The organism is Empedobacter sp. GD03865, assembly GCF_029840775.1.
GTDB lineage: Bacteria > Bacteroidota > Bacteroidia > Flavobacteriales > Weeksellaceae > Empedobacter > Empedobacter falsenii_B.
The window spans coordinates 45,408-59,153 of sequence record NZ_JAOCDF010000012.1; the positions used below are offsets into that span (position 1 = coordinate 45,408).

The 13,746-nt window shown below is 30.1% G+C and carries 16 protein-coding genes; 7 read left to right on the forward strand and 9 right to left on the reverse strand.

Annotated elements, in window-relative coordinates; translation table 11 throughout:
- Positions 1-38: 38 nt before the first annotated feature.
- A complete protein-coding gene (locus N5D46_RS06565; protein WP_038331490.1) occupies positions 39-632 on the reverse strand; it encodes a hypothetical protein in 594 nt (197 codons plus the stop codon).
- Positions 633-746: 114 nt separating this feature from the next.
- Positions 747-1,445: a pseudouridine synthase gene (locus N5D46_RS06570; RefSeq protein ID WP_038331486.1), complete on the reverse strand. Its 699-nt coding sequence runs from the start codon at positions 1,443-1,445 to the stop codon at positions 747-749.
- A gap of 71 nt (positions 1,446-1,516) precedes the next feature.
- Between N5D46_RS06570 and N5D46_RS06575 the strand changes: the two genes are divergently transcribed.
- Positions 1,517-2,260, forward strand: coding sequence for a hypothetical protein (locus tag N5D46_RS06575; RefSeq protein WP_280049524.1), 744 nt, complete (start codon positions 1,517-1,519; stop codon positions 2,258-2,260).
- Positions 2,261-2,456: 196 nt separating this feature from the next.
- Here N5D46_RS06575 and lpdA read toward each other — a convergent pair whose 3' ends face one another.
- From lpdA to pepE, 4 genes are all read right to left on the reverse strand, one after another.
- Positions 2,457-3,857 (reverse strand): dihydrolipoyl dehydrogenase, encoded by a 1,401-nt coding sequence (lpdA, locus tag N5D46_RS06580; RefSeq protein ID WP_115000751.1) that lies wholly within the window; start codon positions 3,855-3,857, stop codon positions 2,457-2,459.
- Between the two features lie 118 nt (positions 3,858-3,975).
- Complete coding sequence (locus N5D46_RS06585) at positions 3,976-4,683, reverse strand: S41 family peptidase (RefSeq protein ID WP_125349336.1); 708 nt, start codon at positions 4,681-4,683, stop codon at positions 3,976-3,978.
- Complete coding sequence (locus N5D46_RS06590) at positions 4,673-4,993, reverse strand: hypothetical protein (RefSeq protein WP_125349335.1); 321 nt, start codon at positions 4,991-4,993, stop codon at positions 4,673-4,675. The genes N5D46_RS06585 and N5D46_RS06590 overlap by 11 nt, the downstream gene beginning before the upstream one ends.
- 43 nt (positions 4,994-5,036) lie before the next feature.
- Positions 5,037-5,759, reverse strand: a complete 723-nt coding sequence (pepE, locus tag N5D46_RS06595) for a dipeptidase PepE (protein ID WP_280037809.1) — start codon at positions 5,757-5,759, stop codon at positions 5,037-5,039.
- A 177-nt stretch (positions 5,760-5,936) separates the two neighbouring features.
- Between pepE and N5D46_RS06600 the strand changes: the two genes are divergently transcribed.
- The 6 genes from N5D46_RS06600 to N5D46_RS06625 all read left to right on the forward strand — a co-directional run bounded on the left by N5D46_RS06600 (position 5,937) and on the right by N5D46_RS06625 (position 10,167).
- Complete coding sequence (locus tag N5D46_RS06600) at positions 5,937-6,812, forward strand: hypothetical protein (RefSeq protein ID WP_280049525.1); 876 nt, start codon at positions 5,937-5,939, stop codon at positions 6,810-6,812.
- Positions 6,813-6,899: 87 nt separating this feature from the next.
- Positions 6,900-7,868: a fumarylacetoacetate hydrolase family protein gene (locus tag N5D46_RS06605; RefSeq protein ID WP_280049526.1), complete on the forward strand. Its 969-nt coding sequence runs from the start codon at positions 6,900-6,902 to the stop codon at positions 7,866-7,868.
- 9 nt (positions 7,869-7,877) lie between these two features.
- On the forward strand, positions 7,878-8,756 hold the full coding sequence (locus tag N5D46_RS06610) for a flavin reductase family protein (protein WP_125349331.1): 879 nt from the start codon (positions 7,878-7,880) through the stop codon (positions 8,754-8,756).
- 3 nt (positions 8,757-8,759) lie between these two features.
- Positions 8,760-9,431, forward strand: a complete 672-nt coding sequence (locus tag N5D46_RS06615; RefSeq protein ID WP_125349330.1) for an NAD-dependent epimerase/dehydratase family protein — start codon at positions 8,760-8,762, stop codon at positions 9,429-9,431.
- Positions 9,428-9,610: a YqaE/Pmp3 family membrane protein gene (locus tag N5D46_RS06620; protein WP_125349329.1), complete on the forward strand. Its 183-nt coding sequence runs from the start codon at positions 9,428-9,430 to the stop codon at positions 9,608-9,610. Before N5D46_RS06615 ends, N5D46_RS06620 begins: the two co-directional genes overlap by 4 nt.
- Positions 9,607-10,167 carry a hypothetical protein gene (locus tag N5D46_RS06625; protein ID WP_125349328.1) on the forward strand — a complete coding sequence of 187 codons (561 nt, stop codon included), beginning with the start codon at positions 9,607-9,609 and terminating at the stop codon, positions 10,165-10,167. The genes N5D46_RS06620 and N5D46_RS06625 overlap by 4 nt, the downstream gene beginning before the upstream one ends.
- A gap of 62 nt (positions 10,168-10,229) precedes the next feature.
- Here the strand turns inward: N5D46_RS06625 and N5D46_RS06630 are convergent, their stop codons facing one another.
- The 3 genes from N5D46_RS06630 to N5D46_RS06640 are packed head-to-tail and all read right to left on the reverse strand — an operon-like array spanning position 10,230 to position 13,505.
- On the reverse strand, positions 10,230-11,294 hold the full coding sequence (locus N5D46_RS06630) for a galactose mutarotase (RefSeq protein ID WP_280049527.1): 1,065 nt from the start codon (positions 11,292-11,294) through the stop codon (positions 10,230-10,232).
- Between the two features lie 12 nt (positions 11,295-11,306).
- The gene (locus N5D46_RS06635; protein ID WP_280049528.1) at positions 11,307-12,464 is read right to left on the reverse strand and encodes a galactokinase; all 1,158 of its coding nucleotides are present in this window, start codon (positions 12,462-12,464) and stop codon (positions 11,307-11,309) included.
- 3 nt (positions 12,465-12,467) lie between these two features.
- Complete coding sequence (locus N5D46_RS06640) at positions 12,468-13,505, reverse strand: UDP-glucose--hexose-1-phosphate uridylyltransferase (protein ID WP_280037801.1); 1,038 nt, start codon at positions 13,503-13,505, stop codon at positions 12,468-12,470.
- Positions 13,506-13,746 lie beyond the last annotated feature (241 nt).

Sequence of the window (13,746 nt, forward strand, 5' to 3'; positions counted from 1 at the left end):
AAAAAAAGAAGTTCAAATTTGAACTTCTTTTTTTATTATTATAACATTTTTCGATGATCTAAAACAAGAATTTCTCCATTCGAAACAAATTTCCATTTTTGATCTTTTTTACATTCATTTTTTGGTGTCGAAGATTTAATATTAAATTCGACTTCTTTGTTTTTCATCAAAATTGAAGTATGATAATCGCATTCACCAATTTTTACATTTGTCGATACATTATCATTTGCCAATAAATCCGTTTCTGGAATAGATTTTATTGCTTCATTAATAATATTCAAATCTAATTCATTGTAAATCAAATCAAAATTATCTGTAACTAAATTTGTCGATAATCGAAATGAATTTGCCTCAACATCAGTACGAATCGCTGTATTTTTAGTATTCAAATCCAATTCTTCGATACGTTTTGGACAATCCAAATAATCTGGAATTTTCTGAGCTTGCTTACTTTGTAAATCTTTCTGAAAAGCTGTAAGTTCAGAAAATAATTGTTTTTTTTCGGGTGAAGCTTCTTTAAATTCTGTTGTTTCTGTTAATTCTTGTTGAGTGAGCTTTTTAATTTCAGGTTTATTTTCTGAACAATTAAATAAAAGAAATAAAGTAAAAAATGAGTAAAAATAATGTTTCATAAGCAAGGATATTTGGTTTTACTAATTTATGAAACATTATTCTCAATTTCAATTATTTAACGTTCTGAATTATAAATTTAATATAAATGATAAATTGAGAAATATTAATTAAGATTATTTATATTTTTCTAAATCTAACCCAAGAATATCTCCAACTTTAGAAAATTCTTCATTTACCTTTGCATTCAAAACAAGTTGTTCATTTGTAATTGGATGATTAAACACTAGTTCATGCGCGTGAAGCATCATTCCTTTCAATCCAAAATTCTCTAACCACAATTTATTTTGCTTGTTACATCCATGCGGACGACTTCCCAAAATTGGATGAAAAATATGACGAAAATGCTTGCGCAACTGATGCATACGACCAGTTTCGGGAATTGCTTCTACCAAACAATAACGTGAAGTCGGATGATTGTTATATTCTAAATCAATTTCTGCCGTTTGTAAACGATGAAAATAGGTAATTGCATTTTGCTTTACACCATCATCATTCGTCAAATCATAGTCTATCGTCATTTCTTCTGGCGACCAACCACGCAAAATAGCCAAGTATTTTTTCTCAACTTCGCGTGTTGCAAAACGATCATTCATAATTTTTAAACTTTCTTTATCTAAAGCAAAGAGCAAAACTCCTGACGTTTTACGATCCAAACGATGAATAGGATAAACATGTTGTCCACCAATTTGATTGCGTAATTCCTGAACCGCAAAAACAGATGCATCACGCGCATAAAAAGATTTGTGAACCAACAATCCACTTGGTTTGTTAATGGCAATAATATATTCGTCTTGATAAAGAATTTCTAACATTTGGCAAAAATAGAAAGTTATTTTCGGTTAGAAAATAGAACAGTATTATATTTATTGCTTAATAAAATTGAATGAAAAAAGGATTGATTATTGGAAAAGGTTGGTTGGGATCAAGATTAGAAAAGTATTTAGAAAAGCAATTTTTGATTGAAACTACGAAACGAATTTCGGATGCAGAAAATTGTTTTTCAATCGATTTTGATCATTACAAATCTGAAAAAATTAAACACAATCATGATTTTGTTATTGTGACAATTCCATTTGGAAGAAGAAATAATTTAGAAGATTTACAAAAACGGTTTCAGCATTTAATTGACTTTTTAGATGATTATAACAATCAACTTATTTTACTTAGTTCAACAGCTATTTATCCTGAAAATAATGAAATTATTTTTGAAAATCCAATTGAAACTATTCATTTAAATAATCCTTATTATTCAATTGAAAATCAATTAAAAGAAAAGTTCAATCAATTGATTATTTTACGCTTAGGTGGATTAATGGGAGACGATAGATTTCTTTCTAAATATATAGATTTATATAGTCAAAATCTATCTCAAATGGTGAATCATATACATTATCTAGATATTTGTCAAGTGATTGAGAACTTGATTAATTCAAATAAAAATTCATCAATTTATAATGTTGTTGCACCAAAACATCCTACCAAAGAAGAAGTGTTAGAATATCAATTAAACAAGGAAATTATTTCCGCTACAAATCGAGAAGGAAAAATAATTTCAAGTCAAAAAATACAAGATGAATTTAATTATGAATTTCTTTACCCAAACCCAGTTTACTTTAAGGAAAATTAATTTCTTCTCTTTCGTTCTTTCGATTTAAATACAAAATAAAATGTTATCACTGATATAACAGTAATTAATATTGTGTCCCAATTTTCTTTGAATAAAGTCGTGATATTTTCCATTCTTGATGTTTATAAAGTTTAAAATTATAAAAAAAGCTGCTCTTACGAACAGCTTTTTAGGAATTTATCTTAAATCTATTTGATTAAGCGTGAATTGGACGATTGTCTGTAGCAGCTAAAGCAGCTTCTTTGATCGCTTCTGAGAATGTTGGGTGAGCATGAGACATTCTTGTTAAATCTTCTGCAGATGCACGGAATTCCATTGCTACAACTCCTTCTGCAATTAAATCAGCAGCACGAGCACCAATAATATGCATTCCTAAGATTTCGTCTGTGTTTTTATCAGCTAAAATTTTAGCAAAACCGTCTGTATCCATAGATGCACGAGCACGTCCTAAAGCTTTGAAAGGGAAAGAACCAACTTTGTACTCTACTCCTTCTTCTTTTAATTGCTCTTCTGTTTTACCAACTCCTGCAACTTCTGGCCAAGTATAAACAACACCAGGAATTAAGTTATAGTTGATATGAGGTTTTTGACCTGCTAATTGCTCAGCAACTAAAACACCTTCTTCTTCTGCTTTATGTGCTAACATTGCACCAGCAACAACGTCACCAATCGCATAAATGTTAGAAACATTAGTTTGTAAGTGATCGTTTGTTTTGATACGACCTCTTTCGTCAACCTCTACTCCTACGTTTTCTAAACCTAAAGATCCTGTGAAAGCACGACGACCAACAGCTACTAAAGCGTAATCTCCGTTAATTTCGATTTCTTCTCCTTTTTTAGAAGTTGCTTTTAATGTAACATCATTTCCGTTATTTACAACAGAAGTTACACCAGTTGAAGTGTGGAATTTCATTCCTTGTTTTTTCAATACTTTTGTCAACTCTTTAGACAAAGCACCATCCATTCCTGGAATAACACGGTCTGCATATTCTACAACAGTTACTTGAGAACCCAAACGTAAGTAAACAGATCCTAACTCTAATCCGATAACACCACCACCGATAACGATTAAGTGTTTTGGAACTTCAGATAAAGCTAATGCTTCTGTAGAAGTGATGATACGAGTTTTATCTGTTGGTGCAAATGGTAATTCAGATGAAACTGATCCAGTTGCAATAATTGTATTTTTAGCTTCAATCTCTTGAGTAGAGCCATCTTTAGCTGTTACAACGATATGAGTTGCATCTTTAAAAGCACCAGTACCTTCTAAAACATCAATATTATTTTTACTCATCAAGTATTTGATACCAGCTACGTTAGTATCTACAACACCTGCTTTTCGAGCAATCATTTGAGTGAAGTTTACTTTTGGAGCATCGATTTCGATTCCGTGCTCTTTAAAGTGATTTACAGCATCGTAATAGTGGTGAGAAGAATCTAATAAAGCTTTTGATGGAATACATCCTACATTAAGACATGTACCTCCTAAACTTTCTTTCTCGATAATTGCTGTTTTAAATCCTAATTGCGCTGCGCGAATAGCTGCAACATATCCTCCAGGTCCAGCACCAATTACGGCTACATCATAAGAACTCATATAGTTTTATTTTGATTTATTATTATAATTAATTTAAACTCTACAAATATAACCAATATCGAATAGATTTTCGTTATAAAATTGTAATGAATTTTGTTAGGAAATTGGGAAAAATAAGCTATTCTTTAATATCTGATTTGATAAAGTTTAAAATTTCATCTTCTGTGCACAATTCATAATCTGGCTCAATTCCATATGGATAAATGTTCTTTTTAGCATCCATCATATATCCAGCTGTTAAATTATGCATATCGCCATTAGACAATTTTGTATTCGTATTCATAGTAGCTGCTCCCATCGTTTTCTTACCTAGAACTTTCACATTCGAAAGTGATTTTAACGTAATTAATGTAGCTTCGCCCGCACTACTTGTCCTATGATTAATCAAAACATAAATTTTCCTTGGATGAATTGTATTTATTATCGGATAATTAATATATCCTTTTGATAAATTATTAACTCCATTAAAAAAATATCCATCTTTTTTTGACCAAGGAATATCATCATTATTAATTTTAGAATATCCTAATACATTATCTTCAAAAAATGGTAATAAAGATGTTATCATTACCCAATTAGAACCTCCCGTATTATCTCTCAAATCGATAATCCAATAATTAGAATTTGCTTGTTCAGAAATAATTTTCAGATTATTGAAAATATAGTCTTTATCACTTATTGTTTTATTGTACCCATGACGCTTAATCCTAATATACGCAACGTCAGGAATTTTAGTTAACTTATTATTATCTTCTACTTTTAACAAACAAGCGCTATCAACTTTTGCTTTCGGAAAACGACCTGTTAATAACACTTTATCTTTCAACTTTTGCTTTCGGAAAACGACCTGTTAATAACACTTTATCTTTCGTAAGATAATGTGTATGATTATTTCCTAATAAAGTAATTGCCTCTACAATCGCCGAATCTTTCGATATTTTAGTTTTCTCGATTACTTTTTTCTCCAAATTCTCCCAATCAATTTTATCTCTATCGATAAAGCCTTTTTTCATGACAGAAAATAATTCTTCATAATCAGATGGAATCTCTGAAACTGATGATTCACTAACGATCTTTTCTTTACAACCAAATGTAAAAAGGATCAAAAAAATAAAAGAAAATTTATTTATCCTCATTGTTCTCTAAATTCATATTGTGAAATTTAAAGATAAATGATTTTTAAATACTATAAACTTTTTCCTCTAAAATACCAGATTCAATTTCAATTGGTTGTTCGCTCTGTCTAAAAATTCGGGCCGATAATTTTCCTTTCAATTCCACTACTCCATTTTCTACACGAAGCCAACTTCCTTCTCTCAATCCAACAACAACTTGATGATTAAACTTGTGAAATTCATTGATACGAGTTTCTCTTGTTTCACCTTTATGTGTAGAATTTGGATCAGGATCCAAGTAATGCGGATTAATATTAAAAGGTAAAAATTGTAACGCATCAAAACTTGGCGGATAAACAATCGGCATATCATTTGTTGTTCCAATTGTTAAACCTGTCAAATTACTTCCAGCACTTGTACCAATATATGGCGTTCCGTTATGTACAGCACTTCTCAACTCTTCGACCAAACCAAGTTCATACAACGTTTTTAGTAATAAAAATGTATTTCCTCCTCCAATAAAAATCGCTTTCGCATGCAAAATTGCTTCTTTCTTATTCTCGAAAGTATGCAAACTTTTTACAGAAACCCCAACCGTTTGCAAAGCATCTTTTACATTTTGCGTATATTCATCATACGAAATTCCCGAAGGTCGCGCATAAGGAACAAAAATAATTTCATCAGATTGAATAAATTCTTTGATTTCATCTTTTATATATTCTAAAAAACTATAGCCGTGAATAGTACTCGTACTTATCACTAATAGTCTATCATTTGGGTTTATCATGTTATTGAATTTTAACTCAAAAGTAAGTTTAAAATAAGAAAGTAGGTAAAAAATTGACAAAAAATTATACCGAATTAGATTACTTTTGTGCAATTCTAAAAAATGGAATTTCAAGATTTTTAGTTCTGCATGAAAAAAATAGTACGCTTCATAATACCTTTATTCATAGTTGTCATTATGATAATAATTGGAATAGAACAAACACTTCGAAAAATTCCCAACGATTACAAATACAAAGCAGATTATTTAAAAGAAAATGGAAAACAAATAGAAACTTTGATTCTTGGAAGTTCACATACTTTTACAGGGCTCAATCCAAAATTATTTACCAATAAGACTTTTAATGTTGCACATTCTGCTCAATCACTAGATTTAGATTATAAAATTTTTGAACAAAATCGAAAATATTTACCCAATTTAAAAACCATTATTATTCCCATTTCGTATTTTTCGTTTACAAAACAATTAAATGATTTTAATCAAAAGAAATTAAAATATTATTCAATTTATTGGAAAGTTGATATAAATAATAACGACCTTAATCTTAATTACGAAATTTTTTCAGAACCTGTTGATGTTAATTATAATCGAATAAAAGATTATTGGATTCAGGATAAAAATAATTTGACAATAGATACTAATGGATATATAAATAAGCGATACGAACCAAGTTGGAATGATAGTATTTATGCTAAAAAAACGTTTGAAAGACATTGTGCAAATTTGAATTCAAATCAAATACAACATATTATAAAAACACATTATCATGATTTAGAACAAATTATAAAACAAGCAAAATCAAATGATATAAAAGTTGTTCTATTGGCTACTCCTACAACCAATTTGTATAAAAATTATGTCATAAATACACCTCAATATTTCAACTTAAAAAATAATATTAATCGCTTATCGAAATACGATAATGTCGTTTTCATCGATTATTTTATTAATAATAAAAATTTCAATAAAAAAGATTTCAAAAATTCAGATCATCTAAATGCAAAAGGTGCTGATAAGTTAACGTTGAAAATGGATTCTATTATGAATAAATAAAATAAGTGCTATAAATTTTCTCTTTTTTTCTTCACTTATTTCAACATTAAAATCATCTTCGTATCTTCACCTCTCAAACAACAAATAATGAAATTCGTTACTTTCTTAGAAAATCAACAAGAAAAAGCAGGTCTTGTTTGGCAAGATGCTATCTATGATTTGACAAAAATTAATCACAACTTACCCACTACTCTAATCGAAATCTTAGCAGATGACGAGTTTTCACTATTAATCTGTCAACAGATTACAAACGAAATTTCACGTGGTGAATATAAAAAAGCTATTATAAAAGGACCACAAATTTTGGCTCCAATACCTCATCCAGCAAGTTTTAGAGATGCGTATGCTTTTCGCCAACATGTAGAAACTTCACGCTTGAATAGAGGTTTGGATATGATTCCAGAATTTGATCAGTTTCCTGTATTCTATTTTTCTAATCATCAAGCTATTCAAGGTCCAGGAAAAATAGTTGCAATGGAAAAACATTTTGATCGAATGGATTTTGAACTTGAAGTAGCTATTGTCATCAAAAAAGAAGGTATCAATATAAAAGCAGAACATGCAGATGAATATATTGGTGGTTTTATGATTTTGAATGATTTGAGCGCACGTGCGTTACAAATGGAAGAAATGAAACTGAATCTTGGTCCAGCAAAAGGAAAAGATTTCGCTTCGATGTTTGGTCCATATTTAGTCACACCAACCGAAATCGAAAAATACAAAGTTGAGCCTAAAGAAGGACATATCGGAAATTGTTATGATTTAGAAATGTCTTGTTCAGTCAATAATATTGAAGTTTCTCGTGGAAATTTCAAAGATATGCATTGGACTTTCGCCGAAATTATTGAACGTATTTCATATGGTGTAAAACTTTATCCTGGTGATATTATAGGGTCTGGAACGGTTGGTACAGGTTGTTTTCTTGAATTGAATGGAACTGGAAAACGTAAGGATCCAGCTTATCAAGAACAATGGTTACGACCAAATGATACCATCGAAATGTCTGTTACAGGATTAGGAAAATTAGTAAATTCTGTTCATCTTTATAACCAATAAACTCAGCTTATGCAACATACAAAATCTTTTGAGCCAAATACACGTCAATTTGATGACATTTTCAAACACGCCATTTCTCCACGTCCTATTTGCTTTGCAAGTACGATAGATAAAGACGGAAATGTAAATTTGAGCCCATTTTCATTCTTCAATATGATGGGACAAAATCCGCCTATTTGTGTATTTTCTCCACTTCGAAAAATGAGAGATGGATCGACAAAGCATACATTAGAAAACATTTGGGAACATCCAGAATGTGTAATTAATATTGTCAATTATAACATGGTTCAGCAACAATCGTTGGCAAGTGTGGAATATCCAAAAGGTGTAAATGAATTTGTGAAAGCTGGTTTTACAGAATTACCTTCAGAGTTGGTTAAACCTCCTCGTGTAGCAGAATCTCCTGTTCAGTTTGAATGTAAAGTGCGTGAAGTAATTTCTGTTACAGATCAACCAGGTGCAGCTAATTTGGTGATTGCTGAAATTGTGCGCATGCATGTACAAGAGGATTTACTGGATGAAAATGATAAAGTTTCGCCTTATGATTTGGATTTAGTTGCTCGTATGGGAGGTGATTATTATTGCCGAGTTATTCCAGAATCGATCTTCGAAGTCGAAAAACCTACGCGTACAATTGGTTTGGGAATAGATCAACTTCCTGACGAAGTGAAAAATTCTAATTATTTAACAGGTAATAATTTAGGTCAATTAGGAAATGTAGAAAAATTACCTACAGATGAAATGATTCTTAATTTCAAGGAGCAATTGACAGAACGATTAGATATTCAAAAGTTTAAATCAGCAGAGGTTCGTCATCAAGTTGCTGCAAAACTTTTGGAACAAGGAGATGTAAATGGTGCGTGGTATTGGTTATTAATGAAAATTTAAACCATGAACAAAACTGCATTGGTTTTAGGAAGCTCAGGTTTGATTGGTTCTCTTCTCTTAGAAAAGTTATTCAATCATCCTGATTATTCAACTATTATCACAATTGTTCGAAAACCTCAACAAATTAATCATCCAAAATTGATTGAAATAGTTACTGATTTTAATTCGGAGATTAATTTAGATGATATTGAAACGATTGATTCTATTTTTTCGTGCTTGGGAACAACACGAAAAAAGACGCCTGATTTAGATGCTTATCATAAAATAGAAGTCGATATTCCAAATCAATTTGCAAAACTTGGGATTCAAAAAGGATTAACAAAGTTTCATTATATTTCAGCAATTGGTGCAAATACGAACTCGTCCAACTTTTATTTAAAAATGAAAGGCGAAGCCGAAAGAACTTTGCAAAAGAATAATATCAAACAATTGTTCTTATATCGTCCATCTTTGTTAATTGGAAATCGAGCGGAATATCGTTTGGCTGAGAATATCAGTGCAAAAATTTTCCCTTTGATTAATTTCTTTTTACGAGGAAACTTATCTAAATATAAATCAATTGAAGCCGAAAAAGTTGCACAATCACTTCTTGAAAATGATTTACAATTAAACTCTGAAAAAGTTTCAGTTTTATATTACAACGAAATAATTAATTCAATAAATACAACACAATGATCATATTAGCCGTACTCTTACCTTGGTTATCATTCATTTTAAGAGGAAAAATAATACAAGGCGTTATTTGCTTAATCTTACAAATCACCTTAATTGGATGGCTGCCAGCTGCAATTTGGGCTGTTGCATCACTTTTGGACGGACGAAACAAAGCAAGAATCAAACAATTGAATAGATGATAAATCAATATAAAATAGCAAAAGATTCTATCAATTTGTACGTCACTTTAGAAATTAATCCTTCTAAAAGGAGAAAATTCTTTTTGTTCTTTTGCATTTTATTGATGATTTCAGTTCCGATTAGTTTAATCACAATTATTGATTCGGAGCCGCAAGATTTTATTATTCCAATTTCTATAATTAGTTTCCTTATTTTCTATTTTATTATTCGATATTTTTTGTGGAATATTTATGGAAAAGAGAATATTATTATCAATAATAAAACAATTAGTTATAATAGAGATTTTGGACTTTATCAAACTAAATATACTTCTAATCATTATTATAAATTAGATTTCGCAATTGAGCATGTCAAAAAAGATAATAATGTAGAACTTGGAGAACTTATTTTTATAAATTTCTCAGAAGAAACTCAATTGTCAGAAGTTATTTTTCAAACCTCAATATTAATTGAACTAAAAGAATTGGAAAAACTTCGACAAGAAATTGAATTGCATTTATATGATATTGATAAAGATAAATTAGCGGGTAATTACATTGTTTTCTCTCAGAATTGAAGTAATATAAGAGAATCTAGATCATATAAATGTAGATTTCTCTTATATTATAAATGTTTTTTTTAACTAAATTCAAAAACTGTTTTTGAATAATATTTTTCTTCTGAATTGTAAATCTTTTGAGGAAAATTTGGTTGATTTATTGAATCAGAAAAATTCTGCGTTTCTAAACACAAAGCTGTTCTAAAACCATCTGTCGTTTCATTTTTCAATGTAACTTTATCAGACATAAAATTCCCTGTATACAACAAAACACCTTGCGCAGTTGTATAAACATTTAATTCAATTCCAGAAAGGTTTCCCTTTAAAGTTACTGCATGATTCAACGTTTCATCAAATGTTTGCTTTAAAACATAAAAGTGATCATAACCATTTCCAAAAATCAATTGTTCATGATTATCATTTATAGATTCTCCAACCTTTTTAAAATTTCTAAAATCAAAAGGTGAATTTTCAACTTTTAAGAAATCTCCACTTAGCGAATAATCCGCATTAAGCGTTGTAATTTGACTTGAATTAATCTGTAAATTATGTTCTAAAATCGTCCCATTTCCTGCTCCATTTAGATTGAAATATGAATGATTTGTCAAATTAATAATGGTATCATTTTCTGAATCCCCAAAATACTCAAGAATTAATTCGTTTTTTTCTGTTAAGGTATAATGAACTTCAAAATGAATTGGTCCAGGAAAACCTTCTTCCAAATGAGGATATTGATAACGAAAAATGATTTTATTTTCTTCTAAAGAAGTTGACCAAATGGCAAAATGAAGTCCTTTATGACCACCATGCAATGTATTTTCTCCATTATTCTTAATTAATTGATAGGTTTTATCTTTAATTTTAAACTGAGCATTCGAAATTCGTCCCGTAAAAGGTCCAATAATAGTTCCATAATAAGGTTCATCTTTCGAAAGATATTCTTCCGCAGTTTGCATTCCGATTACAACATCAGTTAGATTATTTTCAGAATCAGGAACAATCAAACTAACAATACGCGCACCTAAATTAGTGAATTGAACAGTCATTCCATTCGAATTACTTATCGTATAAAGATCGATAAATTGATTTTCGTGTGTAAAACGAAATGCTTCAGCATCCACTAAATTTGCTTTTGAATTTGTCATAAAATTTTATATTTAATCAACAAAAGAAGTTCCATTTCCTATACTAACTTTCAATGGAGTTGGCTCAAAACCAAATTTAGCTTTGTAAAGAGGTGTAATTTTTTCAATCACTTGATCGCGATTTCCTTTCTTGATAATATTAATTGTACAACCACCAAAACCACCTCCCATCATACGTGCGCCGATAACTTCTGGAATCGCTTGAACATTTTCAATTAAAAAATCTAATTCATCACAACTTACTTCATATTGTTTACTCAATGCCCAATGCGCCTCGAAAAGTAATTTTCCTAACGCGTCAAATTCATGATTTTTTAAAGCTGCATTTGCCTTTGTTACACGATCATTTTCTTCAACAACAAAACGAGATTTTGTATATATATCTTGAGATTTTGGTAATACAATTTCATCTAATTGCTCAACCGTTATATCACGCAAAGATTCAACAGAAGAATATTGTTCTTTTATCCATTCTACAGCTTGTTCACAAGCCACTCGTCTATCATTATATGCAGAAGATGCAAGATTATGTTTGACATTTGTATTAAGCAAAAGAATTTCATAATTTTCCCAATCTAATGGAACATAGTCAAATGATAAATCGCGACAATCTAATTGAATAGCGTGATTATCTTTACCCATAATAGAAGCAAATTGATCCATAATTCCACATTTTACACCAACATAATCATGTTCTGTTTGCTGACCAACTTTTGCCAAATCAACGCGAGAAAGCCCGATTTGAAATAATTCGTTCAAAGCAAAACCAATTGCGCTAGAAAAAGCCGCAGACGAAGAAAGTCCAGCTCCCAAAGGAACATCACCAACTACATAAGCATTAAAACCTTTTATTTTAGATGTTTTAGTTTGAATAATTTCACTTACACCAATAATATATTTTGACCAATCTGGCGCATTACTCAAATCTTGATTTAAAGCTGTTTGATAGTTTTCTTCATAATCAGACGAATATAAATGTAATTCTTCATCATTTCGTACACTAACTGCAACATAAATATATTGATCAATCGCGGCAGGCATCACAAAACCTTGGTTATAATCGGTATGTTCTCCAATAATATTAATTCGACCTGGAGATTTTACAACAATAGTTGGCTCTTGATTAAATTGTTCTTTAAAAGCTTGAATAATAGTTTCTTTTGCAATCATTTTTTAAATGGTTTTATAATGTTTTGTGGATTGATTTCTAATAACTTCTACTGCAAATTCTGGTGTAATATCACGTTGAGGATTTCCTAACATTTCATATCCAACCATAAATTTTTTGACAGTTGCAGAACGTAATAAAGGTGGGTAGAAATGCATATGCCAATGCCAAAAATCGACCTCATCAGTATTCACTGGCGCTTGATGCATACCAGCCGAATATGGAAAAGATATTTTAAAAATATTATCGTAGCGGGTTGTTAATTCTTTTAATGTTTTGGCTAAATCTTTTTTTTCTTCTTCTGTAAATTGTGAAATATCTTGCATATGTCTTTTACTAATAACAAGCGTTTCATACGGCCAAGCTGCCCAAAAAGGAACGACAACGATAAAATGTTCATTATTAATAACAACACGAGTCGCCTCCTTTTCTTCTTGTTGCCAATAAGCTGTTAACAGAGATTTTCCGTTTTTCTCAAAATACTCTTTTTGTTGCTTCGTTTCTTTTACAATTTCTGAAGGTAGTGATTGTTGTGACCAAATTTGACCATGCGGATGCGGATTACTACATCCCATAATTGCACCTTTATTTTCGAAAATCTGAATATATTTAATCCATTCATTTTTAGATAATTCTGAAAATTCTTTTTGCCAAACATCAACCACTTCTTTGATTTCATCAACTTCCAATTCAGGAAGCGTTAAATCATGACGAGGTGAGAATGCAATTACTTTACAAATTCCTTTTTCGGCTTCAGCTTTCAAGAGATTGTTTTCATTGTAAGTTTCTTCTTCAGTAGAATCTAATAAGGCAGAAAAATCATTCGTAAAAACAAAACTATCCGAATAATTAGGATTTATTTGTCCTTCGGCACGTTTATTTCCAGGACACAAATAACATGTTTCATCATATTGTTGTCTTTGTTCTTCGTGAATATCTTCTACCTGACCTTGCCAAGGTCTTTTACTTCGATGAGGAGAAACTAATATTTTTTCTCCTGTAAGTATGTTTGTTCTTAAATGTGGTTGTTCAAAATTTAGCATATGAAGAATTACTTTTAATAAAACTGAAAGTTATCAATTTAAATTAAAAATATAAAGTAAATACAAGAGTTCTTACTCTCACCATATCTAGTAAATATGCTTGTTAGAAAGAATTTTGAAATAAAATTTTACTTATAAATCAATAATATGATATCGTTTCTATTATTATTGAAATTTTTAGAATTAACTTTTTATATATTTTTCTGAGAAGATCATAAATTCAATAATTATAGTGAGTTTT

Coding starts and splice junctions, on each gene's coding strand:
- N5D46_RS06610 (WP_125349331.1), top strand. CDS start 7,878: ATGCAACATACAAAATCTTTTGAGCCAAATACACGTCAATTTGATGAC.
- N5D46_RS06630 (WP_280049527.1), bottom strand. CDS start 11,294: ATGACAAATTCAAAAGCAAATTTAGTGGATGCTGAAGCATTTCGTTTT.
- N5D46_RS06640 (WP_280037801.1), bottom strand. CDS start 13,505: ATGCTAAATTTTGAACAACCACATTTAAGAACAAACATACTTACAGGA.
- N5D46_RS06625 (WP_125349328.1), top strand. CDS start 9,607: ATGATAAATCAATATAAAATAGCAAAAGATTCTATCAATTTGTACGTC.
- N5D46_RS06600 (WP_280049525.1), top strand. CDS start 5,937: ATGATAATAATTGGAATAGAACAAACACTTCGAAAAATTCCCAACGAT.
- N5D46_RS06620 (WP_125349329.1), top strand. CDS start 9,428: ATGATCATATTAGCCGTACTCTTACCTTGGTTATCATTCATTTTAAGA.
- N5D46_RS06565 (WP_038331490.1), bottom strand. CDS start 632: ATGAAACATTATTTTTACTCATTTTTTACTTTATTTCTTTTATTTAAT.
- N5D46_RS06575 (WP_280049524.1), top strand. CDS start 1,517: ATGAAAAAAGGATTGATTATTGGAAAAGGTTGGTTGGGATCAAGATTA.
- N5D46_RS06590 (WP_125349335.1), bottom strand. CDS start 4,993: ATGAGGATAAATAAATTTTCTTTTATTTTTTTGATCCTTTTTACATTT.
- lpdA (WP_115000751.1), bottom strand. CDS start 3,857: ATGAGTTCTTATGATGTAGCCGTAATTGGTGCTGGACCTGGAGGATAT.
- N5D46_RS06615 (WP_125349330.1), top strand. CDS start 8,760: ATGAACAAAACTGCATTGGTTTTAGGAAGCTCAGGTTTGATTGGTTCT.
- N5D46_RS06635 (WP_280049528.1), bottom strand. CDS start 12,464: ATGATTGCAAAAGAAACTATTATTCAAGCTTTTAAAGAACAATTTAAT.
- pepE (WP_280037809.1), bottom strand. CDS start 5,759: ATGATAAACCCAAATGATAGACTATTAGTGATAAGTACGAGTACTATT.
- N5D46_RS06570 (WP_038331486.1), bottom strand. CDS start 1,445: ATGTTAGAAATTCTTTATCAAGACGAATATATTATTGCCATTAACAAA.
- N5D46_RS06605 (WP_280049526.1), top strand. CDS start 6,900: ATGAAATTCGTTACTTTCTTAGAAAATCAACAAGAAAAAGCAGGTCTT.